The 25,812-nt window shown below is 70.4% G+C and carries 22 protein-coding genes and 2 pseudogenes; 17 read left to right on the forward strand and 7 right to left on the reverse strand.

The features are described 5' to 3' along the window. Positions 1-127: 127 nt before the first annotated feature. The 9 genes and pseudogenes from dnaK to ACK1X7_RS15560 all read left to right on the forward strand — a co-directional run bounded on the left by dnaK (position 128) and on the right by ACK1X7_RS15560 (position 10,309). Positions 128-2,059, forward strand: a complete 1,932-nt coding sequence (gene dnaK / locus ACK1X7_RS15520; RefSeq protein ID WP_413115200.1) for a molecular chaperone DnaK — start codon at positions 128-130, stop codon at positions 2,057-2,059. Positions 2,060-2,157: 98 nt separating this feature from the next. After that, a complete protein-coding gene (locus tag ACK1X7_RS15525; protein WP_413115201.1) occupies positions 2,158-2,763 on the forward strand; it encodes a nucleotide exchange factor GrpE in 606 nt (201 codons plus the stop codon). Between the two features lie 7 nt (positions 2,764-2,770). After that, positions 2,771-3,745 (forward strand): DnaJ C-terminal domain-containing protein, encoded by a 975-nt coding sequence (locus tag ACK1X7_RS15530; protein WP_413115202.1) that lies wholly within the window; start codon positions 2,771-2,773, stop codon positions 3,743-3,745. Further along, positions 3,742-4,110: a chaperone modulator CbpM gene (locus tag ACK1X7_RS15535; protein WP_413115203.1), complete on the forward strand. Its 369-nt coding sequence runs from the start codon at positions 3,742-3,744 to the stop codon at positions 4,108-4,110. Before ACK1X7_RS15530 ends, ACK1X7_RS15535 begins: the two co-directional genes overlap by 4 nt. Further along, positions 4,101-6,743, forward strand: a complete 2,643-nt coding sequence (clpB, locus tag ACK1X7_RS15540; protein WP_413115204.1) for an ATP-dependent chaperone ClpB — start codon at positions 4,101-4,103, stop codon at positions 6,741-6,743. The genes ACK1X7_RS15535 and clpB overlap by 10 nt, the downstream gene beginning before the upstream one ends. 42 nt (positions 6,744-6,785) lie before the next feature. Beyond that, a complete protein-coding gene (locus ACK1X7_RS15545; protein WP_361499938.1) occupies positions 6,786-7,049 on the forward strand; it encodes a UBP-type zinc finger domain-containing protein in 264 nt (87 codons plus the stop codon). Beyond that, a pseudogene (locus tag ACK1X7_RS15550) lies at positions 7,013-8,883 on the forward strand (FAD-dependent oxidoreductase); the annotation flags it as partial. The gene ACK1X7_RS15545 and the pseudogene ACK1X7_RS15550, both read left to right, overlap by 37 nt. A gap of 213 nt (positions 8,884-9,096) precedes the next feature. Next, positions 9,097-9,468: pseudogene (locus ACK1X7_RS15555) on the forward strand (DUF2267 domain-containing protein); the annotation flags it as partial. Positions 9,469-9,538: 70 nt separating this feature from the next. Beyond that, the gene (locus tag ACK1X7_RS15560) at positions 9,539-10,309 is read left to right on the forward strand and encodes an IclR family transcriptional regulator (protein ID WP_385144898.1); all 771 of its coding nucleotides are present in this window, start codon (positions 9,539-9,541) and stop codon (positions 10,307-10,309) included. Between the two features lie 3 nt (positions 10,310-10,312). On the opposite strand, the gene ACK1X7_RS15565 is transcribed toward ACK1X7_RS15560, so the two are convergent. Both ACK1X7_RS15565 and ACK1X7_RS15570 read right to left on the reverse strand, forming a co-directional pair. Next, positions 10,313-11,275, reverse strand: coding sequence for a citryl-CoA lyase (locus ACK1X7_RS15565; protein WP_413115205.1), 963 nt, complete (start codon positions 11,273-11,275; stop codon positions 10,313-10,315). Beyond that, positions 11,272-12,498, reverse strand: coding sequence for a CaiB/BaiF CoA transferase family protein (locus ACK1X7_RS15570; protein ID WP_413115206.1), 1,227 nt, complete (start codon positions 12,496-12,498; stop codon positions 11,272-11,274). The genes ACK1X7_RS15565 and ACK1X7_RS15570 overlap by 4 nt, the downstream gene beginning before the upstream one ends. Before the next feature lie 142 nt (positions 12,499-12,640). Between ACK1X7_RS15570 and ACK1X7_RS15575 the strand changes: the two genes are divergently transcribed. Beyond that, a complete protein-coding gene (locus ACK1X7_RS15575) occupies positions 12,641-14,023 on the forward strand; it encodes an MFS transporter (RefSeq protein WP_385144892.1) in 1,383 nt (460 codons plus the stop codon). A gap of 20 nt (positions 14,024-14,043) precedes the next feature. Here the strand turns inward: ACK1X7_RS15575 and ACK1X7_RS15580 are convergent, their stop codons facing one another. Continuing rightward, positions 14,044-14,946: an alpha/beta fold hydrolase gene (locus tag ACK1X7_RS15580; protein WP_390794847.1), complete on the reverse strand. Its 903-nt coding sequence runs from the start codon at positions 14,944-14,946 to the stop codon at positions 14,044-14,046. Positions 14,947-15,067: 121 nt separating this feature from the next. On the opposite strand from ACK1X7_RS15580, the gene ACK1X7_RS15585 reads away from it, so the two are divergent. Together ACK1X7_RS15585 and ACK1X7_RS15590 are read left to right on the forward strand one after the other, a co-directional pair. Beyond that, entirely contained in the window at positions 15,068-15,976 is a 909-nt protein-coding gene (locus ACK1X7_RS15585; protein ID WP_385144888.1) for a LysR family transcriptional regulator, read from the forward strand. A 70-nt stretch (positions 15,977-16,046) separates the two neighbouring features. Continuing rightward, complete coding sequence (locus ACK1X7_RS15590; RefSeq protein WP_390794845.1) at positions 16,047-17,117, forward strand: tartrate dehydrogenase; 1,071 nt, start codon at positions 16,047-16,049, stop codon at positions 17,115-17,117. 153 nt (positions 17,118-17,270) lie between these two features. On the opposite strand, the gene ACK1X7_RS15595 is transcribed toward ACK1X7_RS15590, so the two are convergent. Then, positions 17,271-17,348 carry a 50S ribosomal protein bL37 gene (locus ACK1X7_RS15595; RefSeq protein ID WP_370443954.1) on the reverse strand — a complete coding sequence of 26 codons (78 nt, stop codon included), beginning with the start codon at positions 17,346-17,348 and terminating at the stop codon, positions 17,271-17,273. Between the two features lie 1,217 nt (positions 17,349-18,565). Here ACK1X7_RS15595 and ACK1X7_RS15600 point away from each other — a divergent pair. The 3 genes from ACK1X7_RS15600 to ACK1X7_RS15610 all read left to right on the forward strand — a co-directional run bounded on the left by ACK1X7_RS15600 (position 18,566) and on the right by ACK1X7_RS15610 (position 21,314). Next, complete coding sequence (locus ACK1X7_RS15600; protein WP_385144884.1) at positions 18,566-18,754, forward strand: hypothetical protein; 189 nt, start codon at positions 18,566-18,568, stop codon at positions 18,752-18,754. Between the two features lie 131 nt (positions 18,755-18,885). Beyond that, entirely contained in the window at positions 18,886-20,028 is a 1,143-nt protein-coding gene (locus ACK1X7_RS15605; protein WP_385144882.1) for a PLP-dependent cysteine synthase family protein, read from the forward strand. Further along, entirely contained in the window at positions 20,025-21,314 is a 1,290-nt protein-coding gene (locus ACK1X7_RS15610; protein WP_413115207.1) for an MFS transporter, read from the forward strand. The genes ACK1X7_RS15605 and ACK1X7_RS15610 overlap by 4 nt, the downstream gene beginning before the upstream one ends. A gap of 359 nt (positions 21,315-21,673) precedes the next feature. On the opposite strand, the gene ACK1X7_RS15615 is transcribed toward ACK1X7_RS15610, so the two are convergent. The 3 genes from ACK1X7_RS15615 to ACK1X7_RS15625 form a co-directional block, all read right to left on the reverse strand. After that, a complete protein-coding gene (locus ACK1X7_RS15615; protein WP_413116877.1) occupies positions 21,674-22,534 on the reverse strand; it encodes a F510_1955 family glycosylhydrolase in 861 nt (286 codons plus the stop codon). Between the two features lie 140 nt (positions 22,535-22,674). Beyond that, positions 22,675-23,379 carry a DUF305 domain-containing protein gene (locus tag ACK1X7_RS15620; protein ID WP_413115208.1) on the reverse strand — a complete coding sequence of 235 codons (705 nt, stop codon included), beginning with the start codon at positions 23,377-23,379 and terminating at the stop codon, positions 22,675-22,677. Between the two features lie 86 nt (positions 23,380-23,465). After that, positions 23,466-23,918, reverse strand: coding sequence for a DUF6153 family protein (locus tag ACK1X7_RS15625; RefSeq protein ID WP_385144876.1), 453 nt, complete (start codon positions 23,916-23,918; stop codon positions 23,466-23,468). Between the two features lie 338 nt (positions 23,919-24,256). Between ACK1X7_RS15625 and ACK1X7_RS15630 the strand changes: the two genes are divergently transcribed. Beyond that, a complete protein-coding gene (locus ACK1X7_RS15630; RefSeq protein ID WP_413115209.1) occupies positions 24,257-24,625 on the forward strand; it encodes a BlaI/MecI/CopY family transcriptional regulator in 369 nt (122 codons plus the stop codon). Further along, positions 24,622-25,530, forward strand: a complete 909-nt coding sequence (locus tag ACK1X7_RS15635) for a M56 family metallopeptidase (RefSeq protein ID WP_385144872.1) — start codon at positions 24,622-24,624, stop codon at positions 25,528-25,530. Before ACK1X7_RS15630 ends, ACK1X7_RS15635 begins: the two co-directional genes overlap by 4 nt. The last annotated feature ends 282 nt before the right edge of the window (positions 25,531-25,812 follow it).

Raw genomic sequence — 25,812 nt, forward strand, 5'->3', positions numbered from 1 at the left:
CCCCCGGGCGCTGGACCGACAGCGGTCTGATTTGTCACCCTTTGTCTAGAGGGCCTGCTAACCGATCCCGCTTCCGCGGTCGACCGGGCGCTGAGTGCGGCCCGCGGCCGCCCCGGAAGGAGTTGCCATGGCCAAGGCAGTCGGAATCGACCTGGGCACCACCAATTCGGTGATCGCGGTGTGGGAGGGGGGTGAGTCCTCGGTTGTTCCGAATTCCGAGGGGAGCCGTACCACGCCGTCGGTGGTGGCTTTCACGGATACCGGTGAACGGCTGGTGGGGCAGTTGGCGCGGCGTCAGGCGATTCTCAATCCCAAGGGCACCATCTACTCGGCCAAGCGGTTCATCGGCCGGCACTACGACGAGGTGTCGGGTGAGGCCATGGCGGTGGCCTACGACGTCGTTCCGGACGAGCAGGGCCTGGCCCGTTTCAGCGTGCGCGAGAAGCTGTATTCGCCGGAGGAGATCAGCGCCCAGGTGCTGCGCAAGCTGGCCGACGACGCCGGGAAGCAGCTCGGCGGGCGGGTGAGCGAGGCGGTCATCACGGTGCCCGCGTACTTCAACGACGCCCAGCGCAGTGCCACCAAGGACGCCGGTGAGATCGCCGGGCTGAGCGTGCTGCGGATCATCAACGAGCCGACTGCGGCCGCTCTCGCCTACGGTCTGGACAAGAAGGGCCATGAGACCGTCCTGGTCTTCGATCTGGGCGGTGGCACTTTCGACGTGTCGGTCCTGGACGTCGGGGACGGGGTGGTGGAGGTCCGTTCCACCGCGGGTGACAGTCATCTGGGCGGCGATGACTTCGACCGCCGGCTGGTCGATCATCTCGCCGACAAGTTCCATCAGGACAACGGCATCGACCTGCGGCAGGACCCGCAGGCGCTCCAGCGGCTCTTCGAGGCCGCGGAGAAGGCCAAGACCGAGCTGAGTTCGGTGACCCGGACCCAGGTCAGTCTGCCGTTCATCACGGCGGACGCCGCCGGTCCCAAGCATCTGACCGAGACCGTGATGCGGTCCACCTTCGAGCACCTGACCGCCGATCTGGTGGAGCGTTGTCTGGGTCCGGTGCGGCAGGCCATGGCCGACGCCAAGGCGGGCGAGATGGATATCGACGAGGTGATCCTGGTCGGGGGCTCGACCCGGATCCCGGCCGTGCAGGCCCTGGTCCGCCGGCTGACCGGCGGTAAGGAGCCCAATATGAGTGTCAACCCCGACGAGGTCGTGGCCCTGGGCGCCGCGATCCAGGCCGGGGTGCTCAAGGGCGAGGTCAAGGACGTTCTGCTGCTCGATGTCACCCCGCTGTCGCTGGGTGTGGAGACCCGTGGCGGTGTCATGACGAAGATCATCGACCGGAACACCACGATCCCGGTGCGGCGCACCGAGACGTTCTCGACGGCCGAGGACAACCAGCAGGCCGTCGATATCGTGATTCTCCAGGGCGAGCGGGAGCGGGCCGCTGACAACCGGGTGCTCGGCCGCTTCCAGTTGACCGGCATCCGTCCGGCGGCGCGTGGTGAGCCGCAGGTGGAGGTGACCTTCGATATCGACGCCAACGGGATCCTGAACGTCACGGCGCGGGACCAGGACACCGGCAAGGAGCAGTCCGTCCAGATCAGTGAGACCGGCAATCTGGATCGCGGGGAGGTCGAGCGGATGGTCCAGGAGGCCGAGCGCAACCGCGGTGAGGACCAGGCGCTGCGCGAGGCCGTGGACGCGCGCAATGAGCTGGACGCCATCGCCTACCAGGTCGAAAAGCGCCTGACCGGCCTGGGTGAGGCGGTGCCCTCTCATGAGCGGTCGCGTGCCGAGCTGCTGGTCAACGACGCCCGCGAGGCGGTCAGGAACGAGGCCGGTGTCGACCGGACCAGGCCGTTGCTCTCCGAGCTCCAGCAGGTCTACGCGGGTCTGGCCGCCCATGAGACGGCCGGTGCCGGTGCCGGTGCCGGTCCGGGCGGCGCGGCCGGTGGGTCCGGGGCGGGCGGTGCCCAGGACACCGGGGCCGGGGGCGGTGGAGGTGGAGGTGATGAGGACGTCATCGACGCCGACTTCGACAAGGGCTGACCGAAGGCCCCGTACGACTGACCCGGCCGATACGGCGAAGGCAGAGGAAGGCAGAGGAAGGCAGAGGAAGGCAGAGGAAGGCTGACGGAGAGGCCGCCATGTCCACTCAACCGCAGCAGCCCGAACCGGTGCCGGAGGGCGCCGTGACGGAGCCGGAGCCGGAGCCGGAGCGGGACCTGCCCGCCCCGGGCGCCGTGGAGGCGCCCGGCGCGGGCGGGGAGGGCCCCGGCCCGGACGCGGCCGGCGGCCTCGCCGACACCGAATCCGGCGAGCAGGCGGCCGTGCTGGCGGAGCTGGACGACCGCTGGCGCCGGGCCCTGGCCGATCTGGAGAATCTGCGCAAGCGCCACACCAGGGAGCTGGAGCGGGAGCGGGCCGCCGAGCGGGCCCGTACGGCGGCGGCTCTGCTGCCCGTCATCGACAACCTCGAACTCGCCCTGTCCCACGCCGAGGCGGACCCCGGCTCGATCGTGGAGGGCGTCAAGGCCATCCGCGACCAGGCCGTGAACACTCTGGCCCAGTTGGGCTACGAGCGGCGGGCCGAGACGGGCGTGCCGTTCGACCCGGCCCGGCACGAGGTGGTGGGCGTGGTCGAGGACCCGGAGGCGGAACCGGGCACCGTGGTCCAGGTCCTGCGCCCCGGTTACGGGGATCCCGGCAACCAACTCAGGCCGGTGGCCGTGGCCGTGGCGAAGCGGGAGTGAGCCGGCCATGGCACGGGATTACTACGAGGTGCTCGGTGTCTCACGGGGTGCGGGCCAGGACGAGATCCAGCAGGCGTTCCGCACCCAGGCCCGCCGTCATCATCCCGATGTGAACAAGGACCCGGGCGCGGAGGAGCGGTTCAAGGAGCTCAACGACGCCTACAGTGTGCTCTCCGACCCTGCCACCCGTGTCCGCTATGACCGGTTCGGCGAGGACTTCCGCAAGGTTCCCGAGGACTGGGAGGAGCGGGTCGGTGCCGGTACCGCGGGCGGCGGAGGGGGCGGATTCCGCGGCTGGACGACCTCCGGGGACGGGGACCGGGTGCGGTTCGTCCGTGGCTTCGGCGAGGACGCCGGGGGCGGCGGAGTGGACTTCGAGGATCTGTTCGGCGCGTTCTTCGGCGGCGGCGCGGGGGGCCGAGGCGGAGGCCGGGTGGATATCCCGGGGGCTGATCAGGAGGCGGAGCTGCCGCTCACCGTGGAGGACGCCTTCCACGGTGGCCGCCGCGGCGTCACCCTGGCCGGGGCCTCGGGGCGGCAGCGCAGCTTTGAGGTGAACGTCCCGCCGGGCGTCGTGGACGGGCAGCGCATCCGGCTGGCCGGGCAGGGCGGCCGGGGCACCGGTGACGCACCGGCCGGGGATCTGTATCTACGGGTGCGGATCCAGCCCCATCCGCGGTTCCGGCTGGACGGCCGGAACATCCATGTGACGCTCCCGGTGGCCCCCTGGGAGGCCGCGCTCGGCGCGACCGTCCCGGTGCCCACGCCCGGCGGCACCGCCAAGGTGACGGTCCCGCCCGGGTCCTCCAGCGGCCGCAAGCTGCGGCTGCGCGGTGAGGGGATGCGGGACCGGCGCGGGCCCGACGGCGATCTGTACGCCGAGATCCGTGTCATGGTGCCGCCCGGCCTCGGCGACCGGGAGCGGGAGCTGTTCGAGGAGCTGGGCCGTACCTCCTCCTTCGACCCCAGGAGGGAGCGATGAGCAGCCACGCACGAGGAACCGTCACGGTCACCCGGTACGCGCCCGTGACGTCCGTCCACTACGAGCTGGTGCCCGCCCGCAGGCTCTCGCTGGAGACCGTGGCCAGCCGCACCGGGCTGCACCCCGAACTGATCCGGCGCTTCGTCGCTCTCGGCCTGGTCGACGCGGAGCGCGACGCCGCGGGGCGGCTGGTGTTCGCCCCGGGTGCTCCGGCGGCGTTGGGCCGCGTCGAGCGGCTGCACACCGGGCTCTGCCTCAACTACGCCTCCATCGGTCTGGTGCTCGATCTGCTCGACCGCATCAGCCTGCTCGAAGCCGCACTGCGCCGCAGTGGCGCGAGGAGTGAAGAACCGCCATGGACATGAACCGCCTCACCCAGAAGTCCCAGGAAGCCCTCCAGAACGCCCAGACCACTGCGATGCGGTTCGGGCATACCGAGGTCGACGGCGAGCATCTGCTGCTGGCCCTCCTGGACCAGCCCGACGGGCTGACGCCCCGGCTGGTCGGCCAGGTGGGCGCCGATCCGGAGGCGGTGCGCACCATGCTGGAGGCCGAGGTGGCCCGCAAGCCCAGGGTCACCGGCCCCGGGGCCGCACCGGGGCAGGTCTTCGCCACCCAGCGGTTGTCCCAGTTGCTGGATGCCGCCGAGCAGGAGGCCAAGCGGCTGAAGGACGAGTACGTGTCGGTGGAGCATCTGGTGCTGGCGCTCACCGAGGAGGGGTCCGCCACCGCGGCCGGGCGGGTGCTCAAGGAGCACGGCATCACCAAGGAGTCGTTCCTGGGCGCGCTCACCCAGGTCCGTGGCAGTCAGCGGGTCACCTCCGCCAACCCCGAGGTGGCGTACGAGGCGCTGGAGAAGTACGGCCGGGATCTGGTGCTGGAGGCCCGTTCGGGCAAGCTGGACCCGGTGATCGGCCGGGATGCCGAGATCCGCCGGGTGACCCAGATCCTCAGCCGCAAGACGAAGAACAACCCGGTGCTCATCGGCGATCCCGGCGTCGGCAAGACCGCCATCGTGGAGAGCCTGGCCCAGCGCATCGTCCGCGGCGACGTTCCCGAGGGGCTGCGGGAGAAGACCATCTTCGCCCTGGACATGGGCTCCCTGGTGGCCGGCGCGAAGTACCGCGGGGAGTTCGAGGAGCGGCTCAAGGCCGTGCTCACCGAGGTCAACTCCGCCCAGGGCCGGATCCTGCTGTTCGTGGACGAGCTGCACACCGTGGTCGGCGCCGGGGCCGCCGAGGGCGCCATGGACGCCGGGAACATGCTCAAGCCGATGCTGGCCCGCGGTGAGCTGCACATGATCGGCGCCACCACCCTGGACGAGTACCGCAAGCACATCGAGAAGGACGCCGCGCTGGAGCGCCGTTTCCAGATGGTGCTGGTGGACGAGCCCAGCGTGGAGGACACCATCTCCATCCTGCGGGGCCTGCGCGAGCGTCTCGAGGTCTTCCACGGCGTCAAGATCCAGGACACCGCCCTGGTCTCCGCCGCCACCCTCAGCCACCGCTACATCAGCGACCGGTTCCTGCCGGACAAGGCCATCGACCTGGTGGACGAGGCATGCGCCCGGCTGCGTACCGAGATCGACTCCATGCCCGCCGAACTGGACGAGACCACCCGCCGGGTCACCCGGCTGGAGATCGAGGAGGCCGCGCTCTCCAAGGAGACCGACCCGGCCAGCCGCCAGCGCCTGCACGAACTCCGCCGCGAACTGGCCGATCTGCGCGCCGAGGCCGACGCCAAGCACGCCCAGTGGGAAGCCGAGCGGCAGTCCATCCGCCGGGTGCAGGACCTGCGCCGGGAGCTGGAGGAGGTGCGCCGCGAGGCCGAGGAGGCCGAGCGCGCCTACGACCTCAACCGCGCCGCCGAACTGCGCTACGGCAGACTCCAGGAGCTTGAGCGCAAACTGGCCGCCGAAGAGGAGCAACTGGCCGCCAAGCAAGGCGCGCACCGGCTGCTGCGCGAGGTGGTCACCGAGGAGGAGATCGCCGACATCGTCTCCGCCTGGACCGGCATCCCGGTCTCCCGGCTCCAGGAGGGCGAACGGGAGAAGCTGCTGCGCCTGGACGAGATCCTCCAGGAGCGGGTGATCGGCCAGGACGAGGCGGTCAAGCTGGTCTCCGACGCCATCATCCGGGCCCGCTCGGGCATCCGGGACCCGCGCCGCCCGATCGGCTCGTTCATCTTCCTCGGCCCCACCGGCGTCGGAAAGACCGAACTGGCCAAGGCGCTGGCCGCCGCGCTCTTCGACACCGAGGAGAACATCATCCGCCTGGACATGAGCGAGTACCAGGAGCGGCACACCGTCAGCCGGCTGGTCGGCGCCCCTCCCGGATACATCGGCTACGAGGAGGGCGGCCAGCTCACCGAGGCGGTGCGGCGCAAGCCGTACTCGGTGGTGCTCTTCGACGAGATCGAGAAGGCGCACGCCGATGTCTTCAACACCCTGCTCCAGGTCCTGGACGACGGCCGGATCACCGACGCCCAGGGGCGGACGGTGGACTTCCGCAACACCGTGATCATCATGACCTCCAACATCGGCTCGATGTATCTGCTGGACGGCGTCACCTCCGACGGCGAGCTCAAGCCGGACGCCCGGGGCCTGGTGATGAGCGAGCTGCGCGGCCACTTCCGCCCCGAGTTCCTCAACCGGGTCGATGACATCGTGCTGTTCAAGCCGCTCGGCGAGCCCCAGATCGAGCGGATCGTGGAGCTTCAGTTCGACGAGTTGCGCAAGCGGCTGGCCGAGCGCCTGATCGCCGTCGAGCTGACCCCGGCCGGCCGCGAGGTCATCGCCCACGAGGGCTACGACCCGGTCTACGGGGCCCGCCCACTGCGCCGCTTCATCTCCCACGAAGTCGAGACCCTCATCGGCCGCGCCCTGCTGCGCGGCGATGTCGAGGAAGGCGCCACCGTCAAGGTCGACGCCCAACACGGCGAACTTGTCGTCACCTACGAACGGCAGCCGGAGATCGCGGGACTCGGAAAGGCCGCGTGAGAACGATGCCGAGCCGGACCCCCGCCAGAAAGGATGAACGCCATGGCCATCGAGCCCGATCCGCACCTGTCGATGGTGCACGACGTCACCCCGAGCACCCCCGAGGGGTGCGAGGAGTGCCTGCGCCTGGGGTCCCCCTGGGTCCATCTGCGGCTCTGTCTGACCTGCGGACACGTCGGGTGCTGCGACTCCTCGCCGCTCAAGCACGCCCGTTCGCACGCGTACGCCGAACAGCACCCGATCGTCCAGCCCATGGAAGCGGGCGAGACCTGGCGGTGGTGCTACGCCCACGAGGCCATGGTCTGATGTGATGACGGACGAGGACCGGCCCCGGGGCGCCGTACCGGAGGAGGCCGTACCGGAGGAGGCCGTACCGGAGGAGGCCGTACCGGAGGAGGCCGTACCCGAGGGAGCCGTACCGGAGGAAGCCGTACCGGACGAGACGCCGGATATCTACGGCGCCTATCCGCGGCTGACGGACGAGCAGATCGCCTATCTCTCCCGGCACGGCACCCGCCGCTCCGTGGTGCCCGGTGAGGTGCTCATCCACGACGGCGGCCCGCCCCCGGACTTCTTCGTCGTCCTCAGCGGCTCGGTCGCGATCACCGCGCATCGCGGCACCCCGGACGAGGAGCTCCTGAGGGTGCACGGCCCGGGGCGCTTCCTCGGCGAACTGAGCCTGCTCCAGGGGCAGGTGGCCTTCTACACCGCCCATGCCCAGGAGGCCGGGGAGGTGCTGGCCCTCCCGGTGGACCGGCTGCGGGCGCTGCTGGCCCGTGACCCCTGCCTCGGCAACCTCGTCCTCCGCGCCTATCTGGGCCGCCGCGCCCAGTTGGTCGGGGGCGGCGTCGGCTTTCGCATCCTCGGCTCGCGCTACTCGCCCGACACCCGGCGGCTGCGCGAGTTCGCGGCCCGCAACCGGCTGCCGCACCGCTGGATCGACCTGGAGGCGGACCAGGAGGCCGAGGCGCTGCTGCGCCGCCTGTCGGTCGGCCCGGAGGACACCCCGATCATCATCTGGCGCGAGCACCACGTACTGCGCAACCCCGGCAACGCCGAACTGGCCCAGCTCATCGGCCTCTCTCCGCCGATGGCCCCGCACAGCCACTGCGATCTGCTGGTCGTCGGCTCCGGCCCGGCCGGGATCGCCGCCGCCGTCTACGGCTCCTCCGACGGGCTGACCACCACGGTCGTGGACACGGTGGCCCCCGGCGGCCAGGCGGGCACCACGTCCCTGATCGAGAACTACTTCGGCTTCCCGGCCGGGATCCCCGGCGCGGAACTCGCCGAGCGGGGCATGCTCCAGGCGCGCAAATTCGGGACGCAGGTGCGGATCCCGGCGGAGGCGACCTCCCTCGAACCGGGCCACGGCCACTACCGCGTCACCTTCGCCGACGGCAGCGAAACGCTGTGCCGTACCGTCGTCCTGGCCACCGGCGCCCATTACCGCCGCCTCGACGTCCCCGGGATGGAGCGGCTGGAGCGGACGAGCGTCTACTACGCGGCCACCGTCTACGAGGCGCGGCAGTGCGGCGCGGCCCCCGTCGCCGTGGTCGGCGGCGGCAACTCCGCGGGCCAGGCGTCGCTCTTCCTCGCCGAATGGGTTCCCCGGGTGCATCTGCTGGTCAGGGGCTCGGACCTGGGCGCCCGGATGTCCCGCTATCTGGTCGACCAGATCGAGCGCCATCCGCGGGTGAGCGTGGTGCTGGACAGCGAGCTGCGCGAGGTGCGCGGCGAGGACGCGCTGCGGACGATCGTGGTGGCGCACCGCCGCACCGGGGAACGCCGCACCCTGGACGCCTGCGCCCTGTTCGTCTTCATCGGGGCCAAGCCCTGCACCGACTGGCTGACCGGCGTCCTGGCCCTGGACGACCGGGGTTTCGTACTCACCGGCGACGAGGCCGAGGCCCGGGCGGCCCACAGCGTCCGGGAGGGCCCCGGCCGCGGCTGTCTGAGCCTGGAGACCACGCTGCCGGGGGTCTTCGCCGCCGGTGATGTGCGCAGCGGCTCGGTCAAGCGGGTGGCCTCGGCGGCCGGCGAGGGGGCGATGGCCATCCACCACGTCCATGACCGCCTCGCCCGCACCGCCGCCGTGCCCACCCATCCGAGCGGCGCCACCCAATCGAGCGGCGCTCCCCACCCGAGCGGCCCCACCCACCCGAGCGGCGCCGCTCCGGCCCCGTCCGGCCGGTCCGCGGCGCCGGGGTGTGATCCGCACATATCCGCTTCCCCTGCGCGGCCGCACCACCCGCGCGGCCGCTCCATCCGACCCCCCGACCGGAGGACGAACACCATGGTTGCCACAGGCTTTGCCTCCTTCGACACGACGGTCGACAAGACCAACCGGCTCCTCAAGGAGATCGAGGACGCGTACGGCTGGCCCAAGGAGCGCCGCAAACAGTCCTACGCCGCCCTGCGCACGGTCCTGCACCAGTTGCGGGACCGGCTGACGGTGGACGAGGCCGTCCAGTTCGGCGCGCAGCTTCCGATGCTGGTGCGCGGCATCTACTACGAGGGGTGGAGACCGGCGGAGACGCCGGTGAAGATGCACAGCGAGGAGTTCTACCGGCGGATCCGGCACGACTTCCCGTACTCGATCCAGGGCGATGTCGAGCAGCTCGTGCACACCGTCCTGGAGACCCTCCAGCGCCATATCAGCGAGGGCGAGTGGGACGATCTGCGGGCCCGGATGCCCGCCGACCTGGTCACCGTCATCCCGGCCTAGCGTGAACCACCTGGTGGTACTGTCGCACCGTTAGATGGTTTCACCTGTGGTGCGGCGAGGAGGACGGGCGATGGGGACGGCAGCCGGAGAGGGCGGCGAGGGAGTACGGAGTGTACTGCGCGCACTGGATCTGCTCGCCCTGTTCGACGAGTCCCACCGCTCCCGCAGCGTACGGGAGTTGACCGACGCCACCGGACTGGCCAAGTCCACCGTGGTCCGGCTGGTGGCCACGCTGGAACAGCGCGGGCTGCTGTGGAGCCGGGGGGACGGCCGGCTCACCCCCGGTGCGGGCCTGCTGCGCTGGGCGTCGCTCGCCCAGGACGCCTGGCGGCTGCCCCCGGAGGCGGTGGAGTGCCTGCGCGTCCTCTCGGTACGGTCCGGCGGCGAGTCCTCGCGGATCTACATCCGCCAGGGGGCCTCCCGGGTGTGCGTGGCCCAGCACGAGGGCACCCAGCAACTGCGCCATGTGGTGCGCATCGGCGAGGAGATGCCCCTGTGGGCCGGTGCCTCCGGGCATGTCCTGCTCATCGGCGGCTCGCCCCGGACCCTGAGCCGGGTGGCCTCGGCCGCCGGGCGCGACCCCGACTTCACCTCCGACCTGGCCGAACGGGCGCGCCTGGCCGCGCAGCGGGGCTGGGCGGTCAGCCACGGCGAGCGCGAGGACGGGGTGTCCGCCGTGGCCGCCCCCGTCACCGACGCGGCCGGGCAGGTCGTCGCCGCGGTGGGGCTCGGCGGCCCCACCAGCCGCTTCACCGAGGAGCGCGTCGAGTCGTTCCGCCCGGCGCTGGCGGAGGCCGCGAGGCGGCTGTCGGAGCTGCGGTTCCTCGGCGAGAGCGGCTGACGCTCACGCGCCATCCGCGCGCCCTGTGCCTTCCTCGCCCTCCCCGTTCTCCCCGCCCTTCTCTCCCTCCGGCCGGATGAGGTCCCGGGGGGCCGGGCCCTCGTAGGAGGGCAGCAGCCGCCGGGGAATGGGGCCCTTGATCCTGGCCCCACCGGACTTCTCCTCCCAGGCGTGGGAGAGGATGCCCACGCTGCGGGAGAGCACGAACAGCCCGCGTCCCAGCTCGGGCGGAAAGCCGAGTTCGCGGTAGACGATGGCGGTGGCGCCATCGATGTTCATCGGCACGGGACGGCTGCGTCCCTCCGCCAGCGCCCGCTCCAGGGCCGTCCCGGCGCGCAGCGCCCAGCCCGGCGCCGCACCGTCCGCCACCGCCGCGCCCACCAGGTCGAGCAGCGGGGTGCGGCGCGGGTCGTACGGGTGGAACCGGTGGCCGAATCCGGGGATATGGGAGCCCGCGGCACGGTACTCCGCCACCAGGTCCTTCGCGGCGTCGTCGACGTCCGCCCCCTCGGCCACGGCCCGTTCCAGCTCGGCCAGCACCCGCATGCACTGCTGACCGGCCCCGCCGTGGACGTCCCCCAGGAGGTTCACCCCGGTGGCCACCGCGTTGTTCAGGCCCACACCGCAGGTGGCCGCCATCCGGGCGGCGGCGATCGACGGGGCCTGGGGCCCGTGGTCGACGGCGGCGACGAGCGCGGCCTCCAGCAACCGGCCCTGGGTCCGGGTGGGCAGCTCGCCACGCAGCATCAGCCAGATGGTCTCGGCGAAGGACATCTGGCCGATCAACTGCTCGACGGGGTAGCCGCGCAGCAGGATCTCGCCGGGCCGGATGCGGCTGACGGCGGTGGCCCACCAGTCGGTGACCTCCCGCGAATCAATGACGTCCCGGGGAGCCGTGACGTCCCGGGGAGCCGTGACGTCCTGGGGAGCCGTCTCGGCCTCCTGATCTCCGGACCGGCGGGTCATATCGCGCCACACTCCTTCATCGCGTCGATCTCCTCGGGGCTGTAGCCGAGTTCCGCCAGGACCTGCTCGGTGTGCTGGCCCAGCAGCGGTGGCGGGGCGGTGGCGGCCGCCGATTCGCCGTCGACCCGGAACGGGCTGCCCAGGACGCGCAGCTCGCGCTCGCGTCCGTCCGGGAAGGGCAGTGTGCGGACGAAGTCCCGTTCCGCGAGCTGCTCCAGGCCCAGCGCGTCGGGTACGGACAGCACCCGCGCGGCCGGCACCCCGGCGTCGGCGAGGACCTCCTCCCACTCCCCGGCGGTCCGCTCGACCAGCCCCTTCTCGATCTCGGCGCGCAGCTCGTCGCGGTGGGCCTTGCGGTCCGCGGGATGCGCGAACCGCTCGTCCGCCAGCAGTTCCGCACGGCCGATGAGGCGGCACAGGGTGGCGAACTGCTGCTGGCGGTTGGCCGCGATGTTGAGGTATCCGTCCGCGGTGCGGAACGTCCCCGACGGCGCGGCGGTGAAGTTCTCGTTGCCCATGGGGCGCGGCGGGCGGCCGGTGATCAGATAGTTGGAGGTCACCCAGCCCATCGCGGTGAGCGCGGCCTCCAGCATGGAGACGTCCAGATACGCGCCGCTCCCGGTGCGCTCCCGGCGCACCAGCGCCGCCGCCACGGCGAAGGCGGCGGCCATGCCGCCCAGCGTGTCGGCGACCGGGAACCCGGCGCGCAGCGGGCTGACCTCGGGGGTGCCGGTCACGCTCATCATGCCGGAGAGGCCCTGCACGATCTGGTCGTAGGCGGGCCGGGCGCGCAGCGGTCCGGTCTGGCCGAAGCCGGAGACGGCGCAGTAGATCAGCCGCGGGTTCTCCCGCATGAGGACTTCCCGGCCGACGCCCAGGCGGTCCATCACCCCGGGGCGGAAGTTCTCGAGGAGGACATCGGACTCCCGCACCGCGCGCAGCAGGGCCTCGCGCCCCTTCTCCTCCTTGAGGTTCAGGGTCAGCGAACGCTTACCGGCATTCTGGGCGAGGAACGACGCGCCCAGCAGATCCTCGCCGAGCTGCCGGTCGGCGCCCAGTTGGCGCGCCAGGTCCCCGGCCCCCGGCAGCTCGACCTTGAGGACGTCGGCGCCGTGCAGGGCGAGCTGATATCCGGCGAAGGGCCCGGCCAGGACATTGGTCAGATCCAGGACCCGGATGCCGTCGAGCAGGGGTGGTGGGGCGGCGGGGGCGGGCGTGCTCAAGGGCTGACCTCCAGCGCGAATCAGGGCGTGACCCCTTGCCATGGGGTGTGTGCCTCCATAACATCACCGAACCACCAAGCGGCACAAGCGAACCACACAGTGGTACTCGATCCATTCGATCCACGGTGACAAGGGAGTCCCCATGACGCAAACCGGCAGTTCCGCCACCAGAAGGCCGGTCTTCCAGCCCAAGGTCGCCCTCGCCGCCGTCTTCGGCACCACGGTGGAGTGGTACGACTTCGCCCTCTACGGCACCGCGGCCGCCCTGGTCTTCAACAAGGTCTACTTCCCGGACAGCGATCCGCTGGTCGGCACGGTCCTCGCCTACGGCACCTTCGCCATCGGCTTCCTCGCCCGGCCCCTGGGCGGCGCCTACTTCGGCGAGCGGGGCGACACCCAGGGCCGTAAGGGCGTACTGGTGGCCACCCTGCTGATGATGGGGCTCGCCACCACGGCCATCGGACTGCTGCCCACCCATGCGCAGATCGGCGTCGCCGCGCCGGTGCTGCTGACCCTGCTCCGCTTCGTCCAGGGCTTCGCCGCGGGCGGCGAGAAGACCGGCGCGCTGATCATCCTCTTCGAGAACGCCCCGCCCAAGTGGCGCGGTCTGCTCACCTCACTGCCCGCGATCGGCACCGGCACCGGCACCCTCCTGTCCACCGGCGCCTTCGCGCTCACCACCGGGCTGCTGTCCGAGGACGCCTTCCTCGCCTGGGGCTGGCGGATCCCCTTCCTGCTCAGCGCGGGGCTGACCTTCTTCGGCCTCTGGGTGCGCCGCTCGCTGCCGGAGACCGCCGAGTTCCAGCAGGTCCAGCAGGTCCAGGGAGCGGGCGCGACGCCGCCGCGCCCGCTGCGGCAGCGGATCGCCGAAAGCCGCTGCGTCGCCGCCTGGCGCCGCTACCCCAAGGAGATGCTCATCGTGATCGGCGCGGGCGCCGCCGAGAACGCGGGCTACTACGTCTTCGGCACCTTCTCGGTCACCTACGCCGAGGACCGCGGCCTGTCGACCAGCGCACTCCTCACCGGCATCTCGCTGGTCGCGGCCGTGAAACTGGTGACGGTGCCCGCCTTCGGCGCGCTCTCCGACCGCATCGGCCGCCGCCCGGTCTCGATCGGCGGAGCCCTGGTGCTGCTGGCCGCCGCCTGGCCGTTCTTCGCGGTGATCGACGGCGGACACACCTGGGGCATCTGGCTCGCGCTCTTCATCACCCTGGGCATCGGCCAGTCCGCCGTCCTCGGCTCCCAGCCCGCCTTCTTCGCCGAACTCTTCGACACCACGGTCCGGTTCAGCGCGGTCGGCATCGCCAACAACATCGGCACCGTGCTCACCGGCGGCCTCGCCCCGATGCTCGCGTCCGCACTGCTGCTCTGGTTCGACCACAGCGTCACGGGCGTGGTCGTCTTCATCGCCCTGATGAGCGCGCTCACCGTGGTCACGGTGGCACTGGCGCGGGAGACCCGCGGGGGCGCCGAACCGACCGAGGAGACGGGCGCGCGGAAGCAGGACGTCCAGACGGCACGGTGACGCCCGTGCGCGCCGCCGGGTCAGGCGCTGCCGTACTCCGCGAGGAACGTCCGCAGGTGGCGCAGCGTCTCGTCCGGCGCCTCCTCGGGCAGGTAGTGGTCGCACGGCAGGGCCTGCCCGCGCACATCGTCCGCGTAGCCGCGCCACACCTCCGGTACGTCGTAGTGGCGGCCGACGAAGCCGTGCGCGCCCCACAGGGCCAGCAGCGGTGCGGTGACCCGGCGGCCGGCGGCGGCGTCCGCGTCGTCGTGGACCAGGTCGATGGAGGCGGCGGCGCGGTAGTCCTCGCAGCTCGCGTGGATGGCCGCGGGATCCGAGAAGCAGCGGACGTACTCGGCCTGGGCCGCCTCGTCGAACGGGGTTCCGCCACCGTGGCGGGCCCCCATCCGGGTACGGATCCAGAACCCGGGGTCCTGCCCGATGAGGTGTTCCGGGATGCCGTTCTCCGCCGCCAGGAAGTACCAGTGGTAGTACCCGAGCCCGAAGTCCATGTCGGCGTGCTGGAAGACGTACCGCGTGGGCACGATGTCGAGCACCGCGAGCGCGGAGACCGCCGCCGGATGGTCCAGGGCCAGCCGGTGGCCGACCCGGCCGCCCCGGTCATGGCCGACGACCGCGAAGCGGTCGAAGCCCAGTTGCCGCATCACCAGCACCTGGTCGCGCGCCATGGCCCGCTTGGAATAGGTGGTGTGCTCGGGGTCGGACCCGGGCTTGTGGCTGTCGCCGTAGCCGCGCAGATCGGTCAGGACGACGCGGTGGTTGGCCGCGAGCGCCGGGGCGATGTGGTGCCAGATCATATGGGTCTGCGGATAGCCGTGCAGAAGCAGGACGGGCGGCCCGTCCCCGGCGGTGCGTACGTTGATTCCCACACCCTCGACGTCGAGGGTGCGGCGGTCGAAGTCGCCCAGCAGCTCATCGCTCATGATCCGATCCCAGCAGCCGCCGCGGTGCGCGTCCAAGACCCGTTGACGACAATCCTTATAGGCGACGCCTATGGATGTGTGAGGGCGGCGAGCGGTCCGATGAGCGCGGGGAGGCGGCGCGGTGGATGTGCGGCAGTTGGAGTACTTCCTGGCCGTGGTGGACCACGGCGGATTCAACCGGGCGGCCTCCGCACTGTATCTGTCCCAGCCGTCCCTCTCCCAGGCCATCCGCGCCCTGGAGCGCGACCTGGGCAGCGACCTCTTCCACCGCATCGGCCGCCGGGCGGTCCTCACCGACGCGGGCACGGCGCTGATCGCACCGGCCCGGGAAGCGGTACGCAGCCTCCAGCTCGCACGGGCCAGTGTGGAATCGGTGCACGGGCTGCGCGGGGGCAGGGTGGACATCGCGGCCCCGCCCTCACAGGCCGTCGAGCCGCTGACCGGGCTGATCGACCGCTTCACCCGGGCCCATCCCGAGGTGTCCGTGCGGGTGCAGGCCGCGTTCACCCCGCGCGATGTGACGGAGATGGTGCGCACCGGCGTATGCGAGCTGGGGCTGCTGGCCTCCCCCGACGCCGCACCCCAGGGCGATGTACGCACCTACCCACTGCTCGAACAGCGCTTTGTGCTGCTGACACCCCCGGACGGGCCGTTCCGCCCCGGTGTGCCGGTGCGCCATGAGCAGTTGGCCGGACATCGGCTGATCGTGGGCCAGCAGGGCACCGGGATGCGCCGTTTCGTCGACGACCTCCGGGCCGAGGGCGTCGCGCTGACGGTCGTGGTCGAGACCGAGCACCGGGTGGCGATCCTGCCGCTGGTCCTGCGGGGCGTCGGCCTGGCCGTGGTCGCCGACGCCTGGCGCGGCCTGGCCGAGCGGGCGGGGGCGCTGGTCCTGGACCTCGAACCGAGCACCGGCCTGCATATCGCCCTGGTCAGTCGGCGGGCTCCGCTGACACCGGCGGCGGAGGCGTTCGTAAGAACGGCCACGGAAGCCCCCGAAGCCGAGCAGTCCCACAAGGCAGTCCCATAAGGCGCACCTATAAGGCACATGGAATCTGCGTCTTGGACGCGGAAGACGCTCCCCTGCTGCAATCCCCTCCATGACGAACCGCCGCACGACCACCCACCGCATCGCCCTGATCCCCGGCGACGGCATCGGCAACGAGGTCATCCCGGCCGCCCGCCGCGTCCTGGACGCCGTCGCCACCCGGCACGGCCTGGGCTTCAGCTACGAGACGTTCGACTGGTCCTGCGAGCGCTATGTCAACGAGGGCGCGATGATGCCCGACGACGGTCTGGAGCGACTGCGCGGCCATGACGCGATCCTGCTCGGCGCGGTCGGCTACCCCGGTGTCCCCGACCATGTCTCGCTGTGGGGTCTGCTGATCCCCATCCGCCGGGGCTTCCAGCAGTACGTCAATCTGCGCCCCATCCGCGTCTTCGAGGGCGTGCCGAGCCCGCTGCGCGAGGCGGGGCCCGGCGATGTGGACCTCGTCGTCGTCCGGGAGAACGTCGAGGGCGAGTACGGCGAGATCGGCGGCCGCCTCGGCCGGGGGCTCCCGGAGGAAATGGCCGTCCAGGAGGCGGTGTTCACCCGTAAGGGCGTCACCCGCGTCCTGGACTACGCCTTCTCGCTCGCCGAGCGGCGCGACGGCCACCTCACCTCGGCCACCAAGTCCAACGGCATCATCCACACCATGCCGTTCTGGGACGAGCTGGTGGCCGAACGCGCCGCCGCGTACCCGGAGGTGACCTGGGGCCAGGAACACATCGACGCCCTCGCCGCCAAGTTCGTCCTCGACCCGCGGCGCTTCGACGTCGTCGTGGCCTCCAACCTCTTCGGCGACATCCTCAGCGACCTCGCCGCCGCGGTCGCCGGCAGCATCGGCATCGCCCCCGCGGCCAACCTCAACCCCGAACGCGACTTCCCCTCCATGTTCGAACCCGTCCACGGCTCCGCCCCCGACATCGCCGGACGCGGTATCGCCAACCCGCTCGGCGCGATCTGGTCCGCCGCCATGATGCTCGACCACCTGGGCCATCCCGAGGCGGCCATCCGCATCACCGACGCCATCGCGACCGTCCTGGCGAAGACCGCCGTCCGCACCCCGGACCTGGGCGGCACGGCCACGACGGAGCAATTCACCGACGCCCTTCTCGAACTGGTCTGACGCGCCCGGGGTGAGCCGGTGACTCAGGACGCGGTACCGGCGTGCCCCGGCCGCACCACTGACGACGGGGCTCCCCATGCCCGGGCGCGCTGGCGCCACGTGCTCGGGGAGCCCCGTCGGTGTCACTCGGCAGAGTGCCTCAGACCAGGATGATCAGGACTGGGGCCGGCTGCCGTGGTTGGCTCCGTTCTTACGACGGGCCTTCTTCTTGCGACGTCGCTTCGACGACATGTCGCCTCCTCTCCAATGGCGCTTTCGCCCTATATGTACCGACCAGATCGGTATCTCAAGCGTTGATCACGCGGGCGCGTACCCAGCCCGGCCCCTCGCCACGTCACCCGTTTCCGTGAAGCACCTCACGTCACAGACTTGCCTCCGCGGCGGTGAGGGCGATGTCCGACGAGACGGGCGAAAACCCCCGGTCTTCGAATCGCCCGCACTCGCCGAATCTCCGCCCAGAAGGGAGGTGCGCAAAGAACCAGAGCAAACAGGCCATTCCCTCGGCTCGTTTACGTGGCGTCCTCGCGGAGTTGGTCGATCACCGACGATGAACCGTTAGTATCACGGCATGGTTACGGCTTGGTGGCCCCGGCATATACCCCGGACCTTCTGTGGTGCGGGCTCGCTACTGCGTGTACTTGCCGCGGCAGTGCTGTTCTTCGGTGTCGTCATCACGCATGGCATCCATATGGACAGCGCAAAAGGCCACTTGGGAACGAGTGTGCCTACCCTCGCCGTCACAACGGCCGAGAGCACACCTGGCCCCGCCGAACAGACTCCGCCCCCTGTAGCGGAGGCGGACGATCAGCAGGACGGCCACGGCGGATCGTATCCGGGCGAGCAGTGTGCCTCCGGGCAGCCACAGCGCGGCTCCGCCCTGGCGTCGCCTTGCTTTGCAATGTCTGTTCGCGAATCAACTGCTTCCGCATGCCTCTCCGTGAGGTGGTGTCCCGCTGGAGTCGAACCCTCTCGCGGGCTATCCCCCAGGGCCTTGAGAGCGTCCGTGGTGCAGCAGGTCTAGGAGCTCGGAGCCCTCTCATTCGCCCGCCGGTTTGCACCGGTCCGGCCCACTCGGCGCGACGAGGCTCGGTTCCCATGCCTGTCATGGGAACTCAGGTCACGCTCGTCGATGCCGCCTTGCCCCCACCCATGCCTGTGCACCTCTTCTCCATGGCCGGAGAGGTTGCAGCCACGGAGGACCTGTGCCGACGCATCCCCGTACGCCTGCGCATGCTCAATCAGCCGTATCCGGCCCGCTCGGGTGGCGCCGTCTCGTCTCGGTTATCGGTGGCAGTCTCGTGCTGGCACTCGTTCTGTGTGCGGTCGTACACGGCGCGACCCACGAGACACGCCGCCTGACATCCGCCTCTGCCTCGATTTCGGTCGTGACGCCGCAGGACGAGCCTTCACATGGATCCCACTCCCCGCAGCGGGACAAGGAATGTGGGGTGGATGCGGCCGCCCGCCCGGCGATTCAGGCGGCGGACCATGCCCCGGTCGAGGCATGCCTCCCGGTGCCGTTCCTTGCCGTATCCGTGGCCGTACGGCGTCCCCTCGCGTTGGGCGAGCACCCCGGACGCCGCAAGACCCGCACCGGCCGGGTGGCGCTGGTCCGTACCTCCCGGTGGCGCATCTAGATCACTCACTCGCGGTCGGCAACGCCGACCGCGGCGTGCCCAAGGTGCTGAGCGCGGATCGATGGTCCGCCTTGGTCGCCGTGGCGCGCCTGATGAACCGCCCTGTGCATTCATCGAGTGAGAGCGAAAACATGCAGTCAATGACGAAGATCGCCGTCACCCCCGGTCAACCCGCGCTGGTGGGATTGGTCGGGAACACGCCGCTGCTACGGGTTTCGGAGCCGCTGTCCCCGGCCGGTCGCGGCTTCTGGGCCAAACTCGAGGGCTTCAACCCCGGTGGTATCAAGGATCGTCCGGGACTCCACATGGTCGACCGGGCCCGTGCTCGCGGAGAACTACGGCCCGGCGGACGCATCATCGAATCCACCAGCGGAACTCTGGGCCTGGGGCTCGCGCTGGCCGGAATGGTGTACGACCACCCGGTCACCCTGGTTACCGATCCGGGGCTGGAACTGTCCATGACCCGGCTGTTGACCGCGTACGGAGCCGAGGTCAACGTCGTATCCGAGCCTCACCCGACCGGCGGCTGGCAGCAGGCCCGCCGGGAGCGTGTGCAAAGGCTCCTGGAGCGGCATCCCGACTCCTGGTGCCCGGACCAGTACAACAACCCGGACAACGTCGCGGCCTACACCCCGCTCGCGCTGGAGTTGGCCAGTGGACTCGGCCATATCGACGTGCTGGTCTGTAGCGTCGGCACCGGCGGCCACTCCGCGGGCGTCTCCCGCGTCCTGCGACAGCTCTACCCGGAGCTGACCGTCGTCGGCGTGGACACCCCCGGTTCGACGATCTTCGGGCAGCCCGCCAGGTCCCGCCTGATGCGCGGACTGGGTTCCAGCATCTACCCCCGCAACGTCGCCTACGACAACTTCTCCGAAGTGCACTGGGTGGCCCCGGCCGAGGCGGTGTGGACCTGTCGCCAACTCGCCGCCTCCCACTACGCCACCGGTGGGTGGAGCGTGGGCGCGGTCGCCCTGGTCGCCGGCTGGTTCGCCCGGACGATGCCCGCGGACGCCCGGATCGCCGCCATCTTCCCCGATGGCCCGCAGCGCTATCTGGGGACCGTGTACGACGACGACTACTGCGCCGCCCATGGCCTGCTCGTCACCCCTCCGGCCGCCGAACCGGAGGTGATCGGTCGCGTGGATGAGAAGGAGGTCTCCCGCTGGACCCGGTGCGCCACCGTGGTCGATCCCCTCACCCTGCGAGGCACGCCGGGGAACAGGCCCGAGGACGTCGTGGGCGACGAGACCGACGCGCCGCAGGAGAGCCGATGAAGGGGCTGGTCAAGCAGGTGCGCTCGTACGAGCGCAGTGTGCAGTTGTTGATGGCGAACCAGTTCACCATCAACCTCGGTTTCTACATGCTGATGCCCTATCTGGCCGCGTATCTGTCCGGCCCCCTCGGGCTGGCCGGCTGGGTCGTCGGGTTCGTCCTCGGCGTACGCAACTTCAGCCAGCAGGGCATGTTCCTGGTCGGCGGGACACTCGCGGACCGGCTCGGCTACAAGCCGATGATCGTCGCCGGATGCGTCCTGCGCACGGTTGGCTTCGCGACGCTCGGGCTGGTGGACTCGCTGCCCGCGCTGATTGCCGCCTCGGCGGCGACGGGCCTGGCCGGGGCGCTGTTCAACCCGGCTGTGCGGGCCTACCTCGCCGCGGACGCCGGGGAGCGCAGGGTCGAGGCATTCGCGCTGTTCAACGTCTTCTACCAGGCCGGGATCCTGCTGGGCCCGCTTGCGGGCATGGTGCTGACCGGGGTGGACTTCCGTATCACCTGCCTGGTGGCCGCCGGGATCTTCGCACTGCTCAGCATCGTGCAGATCCGTGCGCTGCCCGCGCGGCGCAAGGAGACCGCGGAGGGCGAGGCTCGGACGGGCGTGCTCACGCAGTGGCGTGGCATTCTCGCCAACCGGCCGTTCCTGCTCTTCTCCGCGGCCATGATCGGCTCCTACGTCCTCTCCTTCCAGGTGTATCTGGCCCTGCCGCTGGAAGTGCGAAGGCTGGGCGGCGACGGGACATTCGGCACGGCCGGGGTGGCGGCACTGTTCGCGGCCTCCGGATTGAGTACGATCCTCGGCCAGACCCGGGTAACCGCATGGTGCAAGGCCCGCTTCGAACCCGGTCAGGCGCTGGCCCGCGGCCTGGCGATCATGGGTTTGGCGTTCGTACCCCTGCTGCTGGCCACCGCCCTGCCGGTTCCGGAGCGGGGGATCGGGCTGTGGCTGCTCGCCGCGGTGCCGCCGACACTCGCCGCGCTGCTGCTGGCCGTGGGGACGATGGTGGCCTACCCGTTCGAGATGGACACCATCGTCCGCCTCTCCGGTAACCAGCTCGTCGCCACCCACTACGGGCTGTACAACACCATCTGCGGCATCGGCATCACCGTGGGCAACTTGCTGACGGGCGCCGCGCTGGATGCCGCCCGCGCGGCCGGGCTGCCCGCGCTGCCGTGGATCTCGCTGCTCGCGCTCGGCCTGGCTTGTGCGGTCGCCCTGTACGGCCTGCGTCGCACGGGCCGGTTGGCGACCCCCAGCGCCGAGCCTCAGCCCACGACCGTCTGATCCACCAGGCCACGGGCCTGGGGGCGGGCACCGCAGGGTGCCCGCCCCCGCTGAGCCCTACCGTTCGCCGGGAGCGATCGATGCCCCATCCCGAGGCCCGCTGACCGGGATTGTGGCGTCGGCCGCGACGGGGCGCACTCCGCCGGCGCCGCGCCCATCGCTGTTATAACGAGGTCAGCTCGTCGAACGCCCCGAGACCCTTGCTGCGTGAACAACCCCAACCGATCCACAGGATTTGACAATTGCTCGCCATCCCCTCGTGAGGCAGGCGCCTGAGGTGGGAGCGCCTCAGGGCGAGGCCGCAGATCCGCCGCACGGCAGGATTGTCGGCGCGGCCGACATGCCGTTTCGTGAGAGAGTCAGTGGCCTCCGCTCGACTCGACGGCGAGGCGCTTGGTAAAGGTCTTGCCGCCATCCTTCGACTCGTACACGCCGCGCTGTGTCGCGGCCAGGACGTGCTGGGCGTCGACGGCGGTGAGCGCCTGAGGCTGTCCGCCGGGGACGGTGGTGAGCTTCTTCCAGGTGGCGCCGCCGTCGGTGCTGCGGCTCAGCCTGCCGGAGGTGTCGATGCCGTAGAGGGCGTTCTCGGCTTTCCAGGAGAGGAAGGCCATCACCGGCTGTTTGCCCTGGCCGAAGGTTCTGCCGCCGTCGGTACTGCGGGCGACTCCTTCCGCGGTGGTGGCGAGGACGAGTCCGGCGTCGTCCGGGTTGACCGCGATGTCGAGCGCCTGCAACGTCGCTCCGTCCTTCCAGGTGGTGCCGTCCTTGCTGATGCGGAGTAGGCCGTTGGTGGAGTCGTAGCCGTAGACGGTGCCGTGTGCGTGGTCCAGGGCGTGGAAGTCGGACTTTCCTGAGAGGGAGAGCGACCTCCAGCTCCTGCCCGCGTCGGTGCTTTTGATCAGCCCCTTGTTGCCGGGACCGTCCGTTCCGGAGGCGGGGTGACCGCTGGCGTAAAAGGTCTTGTCCTGAGCCACTGTGAAGCCCATGAAGTCGTCCTTGCTGTCGCCCACCAGTTTGGGATTGCCCTTGGAGTCGGGGGTGTAGATGCCTTCGTGGGTCGCGACGTACAGACGCTGGTCGGACGGGTCCAGCCCGAGTCCGTGGATGTGGCTGACAGTGGTGACGGCATCGGACGAGTCCGTGTCGCCGTCATCGCTGGAGCAGGCGGCCAGTGTGAGGCCGAGGGCGACGGCCGCGGCTGCTTGGACGGCGCGGTGCATCTTCATGGGTCCTCGGGAATCGTGGGGGCGGGCCGGCGGGGCATGACCGTGCACGGCCCAAGTAAGGAGTGTGAGGGGGCGACCGCCCCGGGCTCACCGGAGTGACCGGCTGAGCCCGGAACGGTCAGCGTGCGAGCGGATCAGAGCTTGTCGAGGATGCCCTGGAGCTGCTTGACCTCGATGGTCTGGTTTTTGACAACATCGTCGGCGAGCTTCTTCGCGGTGGCGTTCTTACCGTTCTTCTGCTCGTCCTTGGCCATGTCGATCGCCCCGTTGTGGTGGTCGATCATCATCTGCGCGAACATCTTGTCGAAGTCCGTGCCCTTGGCGGCCTTCAGCTCCTTCATGTCCTTGTCGGACATGATCCCGGGCATGCCCGAGTTGCCGGAGCTGCCGGAGCCGTGATCCATACCGGGCATGCTGCTGTCGGAACCGTGGTCCATGCCGGGCATGCTGCTGCCCGACTCGGGCTTGCCCCATGCCTCGAGCCAGGACTCCATCTTCTTGATCTCGGGATCCTGAGCCTTCTCGATGTCCCCGGCGAGGGTCTTGATCTTGGCGTCCTCCGCACGCTCGTCGGCGAGCTTGGACATCTCGACGGCCTGCTCGTGGTGGGGGATCATCATCTGCGCGAATTTCACGTCCGCGTCGTTGAACGTGCCCGGTGCGGGCTTCTCCCCGGTGGTCGCGCTCGCCGAGGCGGAGCTCTTGCTCCCGTGGTCCATGCCGCTCATGTCGTCGTCGTTGCCACAGGCGGCGAGGACCAGGCCCGCGGCGGCGACGGTGCTGACGAGAGCGATGCGGCGGACGCGCGGACGCAGCGCGCTGCGCTTGATGGTGGTCATGTCGAAAACCTCGTGGTGTCTGTTCTGCGGAAAGTCTGTCGAACGGGGTACGCGGGCAGCACAAGCCGCCCACGGTGGCGTTCGGCCTAGATCCGCAGGACTGACAACTGAGCGAGGTCAGGCGGTCTGCGCGGAGGGGGGTTTGGGCGCAGGGCCGCCACGGCGCCATCGCGAAGCCGCGCCAGCCAGTCCGTCCCACGGCTCAGAACCGCGCGGAGCAGACCCGCGAGGATCCACGTGCCGAGCACGGCCACGCACAGCGAGGCCATGTCCATCCCCATGGCCGGGGAGTGGGAGGACGCCTTGCTGTCCTGATGGGAATCCGAAGAGTGCGAGGGGACGACAACGTCCTGCGGCGAGGACATGCCGCCGCCTGGGTGAGCGGTCGTGGCCGATGTGTGAGCCGCTCCCATGCTCGTGTCGGAGGCGCTGTCGGGATGGCCCATCGAGTGCATCACGAACACGCCCATCGCGAGCACGACGACGAGCAGCAGGTGCCCGAGGGCACCTCCTGTTCGTACGTATCGGCTCACATGCACGTCGTGACTCCATCTGTGGTGGCTCCGCTGTCCGACAGTATCGAAGCGGACCGGATCATGCCGTGTGGTTCGGGCGTAAGGGTGACCTACTAAGCTGTTTGGCAGTAATAGTAGCGGCAGAGAGGCGGGCGCATGCGTACGTGGACGCCACGTCAGTGCCATGGCCTCGCCGGCGCTGCTCGCACACGCCCTGGTAAGGCGCCTGCGTACGGCCGCGGCTTGCCCCGTGCCGAGCGCGCTCGCTCGCCGAAGCTCCGCGGGGCTCCAGGACTCCGCCCACTACGATGAGCCCTCACTGGTGCCGGAGGCTTCGCATTCCGGGGGCGAAGGGAGCGATCGTGCGTCAGCTAGGTGAGCTCGAGGCGGAGATCATGCACCGCCTGTGGGCCTGGGGGCGGCCGACGACCGCGCGCGACGTACTGGTGGACCTCAGCAAGAAACGACCCATCGCCTACAGCACGGTAAAAACCGTGGCCGACATTCTGCACAGTAAGGGCATGCTGAAACGGCACAAGGAGGGGCGGGCCTGGGTGTACGAGCCCACGTGTACCCGACAGGAGTACACGGCGTCGCAGATGCAGGAGGCGCTCGGCGGCAACCCGGATCCGGTTGGAACTCTGGTCAGTTTCATCGAACAGATCACGCCCGAAGAGGCGAACGCCCTACGCTCGGCCCTCCGAGCGGCTAGAAAGCGGAGCGATGCGTGATCACATCTGTGGCGCTGGCCGGATACGCGGCTCTGGTGGGCGCCGCGATGCCCCCTCTGCTGTCACAGGCAAAGTGGCCCCACCGCGCTCCAGTCATGGCGGTCCTCGCATGGCAGGGACTCATGGTGACGTTCGTCGTCGCCACCGCGCTCACGGTGTACCACTTGGTCCTCACGGAGCGGCATGCACATGAGGGTCTCCTCGGGTTGCTCAGTGTCTGCGGTCTGGCCGCCGACGCCCCGGTAAGCGAATCCGCGCCCACCCTCGGGGACATCTTGGCGCTCGGCGCCCTCGCCGTGATCGTGCTGCTGCCTCTCGGCTGGTTCGGGCGCTGCACCTGGCGGGCCCGCCGAGCGCGGCAGCGTCACCTCGACATGCTCGCCCTGGTCGGTGAGCCGGCCCTCGGATACGACGCCACGGTCGTGGACCATGGCGCACCCGCCGTGTACTGCCTTCCCGGGCGTCGGCGTCGCGTCGTCATCACCCGGGGGGCCCTCGACGTCCTGTCCGATGCGCAGATGCGGGCCGTACTGGAGCATGAGCGCGCTCACATCGAGGGCAGGCACCACCTTCTCCACCTGCTCGTGGACGCGTTCTCCCGTGCCTTCCCCGGCCTGCCGCTCGCCCGGCACGCCAAGGAGCAGATAGCGCTGCTGGTAGAGATGATCGCGGATGACAGAGCCCTACGGAGCCACTCCAGGGACGCCCTGGCGACCGCCATGTGCGAGGTAGCCGCTGGGCAGGCGCCGCAAGGAAGCCTGGAGGTCGGCGGGCCGGGTGCCCTCGTCCGGCTGCGCCGCGTCCTCGCACCGCAACCTCGGCCGCACCGTGTGACGTGGCTGAGTGTCGTGGTCGCCAGCACCGTGGCTCCGCTGCTGCCGCTGCTGGTGGCCTGCGGGCCCTGATCGCACCAGCACCCGCCCTACTCCTGTCCCGCACCTCCCGGGAGCCCCCGGCCCGCCTTCCTGCCTGCGCCAGGGGCGCCGCTCGAGCAGAGGCTCCCGGTTCGCGAGGTGCTGCCGACAGCATACTGCTATGTCGCTTAGCGGAGATGCGGCCCGGGTGCGGGAGGCGGCCGGGGGGTGCCAGGGTCACGAAGATGCGCTGCGACGCCCGGAGTGCGGCATTGATCGCCACCGCAGGCGCGTGAAGGAAAGCTATTCGATGAGGCGATCGGCCAAACTTTT

Origin of the sequence: Streptomyces sp. CY-1, from assembly GCF_047218265.1 — a bacterium.
In the GTDB taxonomy this organism is placed as follows: Bacteria; Actinomycetota; Actinomycetes; order Streptomycetales; family Streptomycetaceae; genus Streptomyces; species Streptomyces niphimycinicus.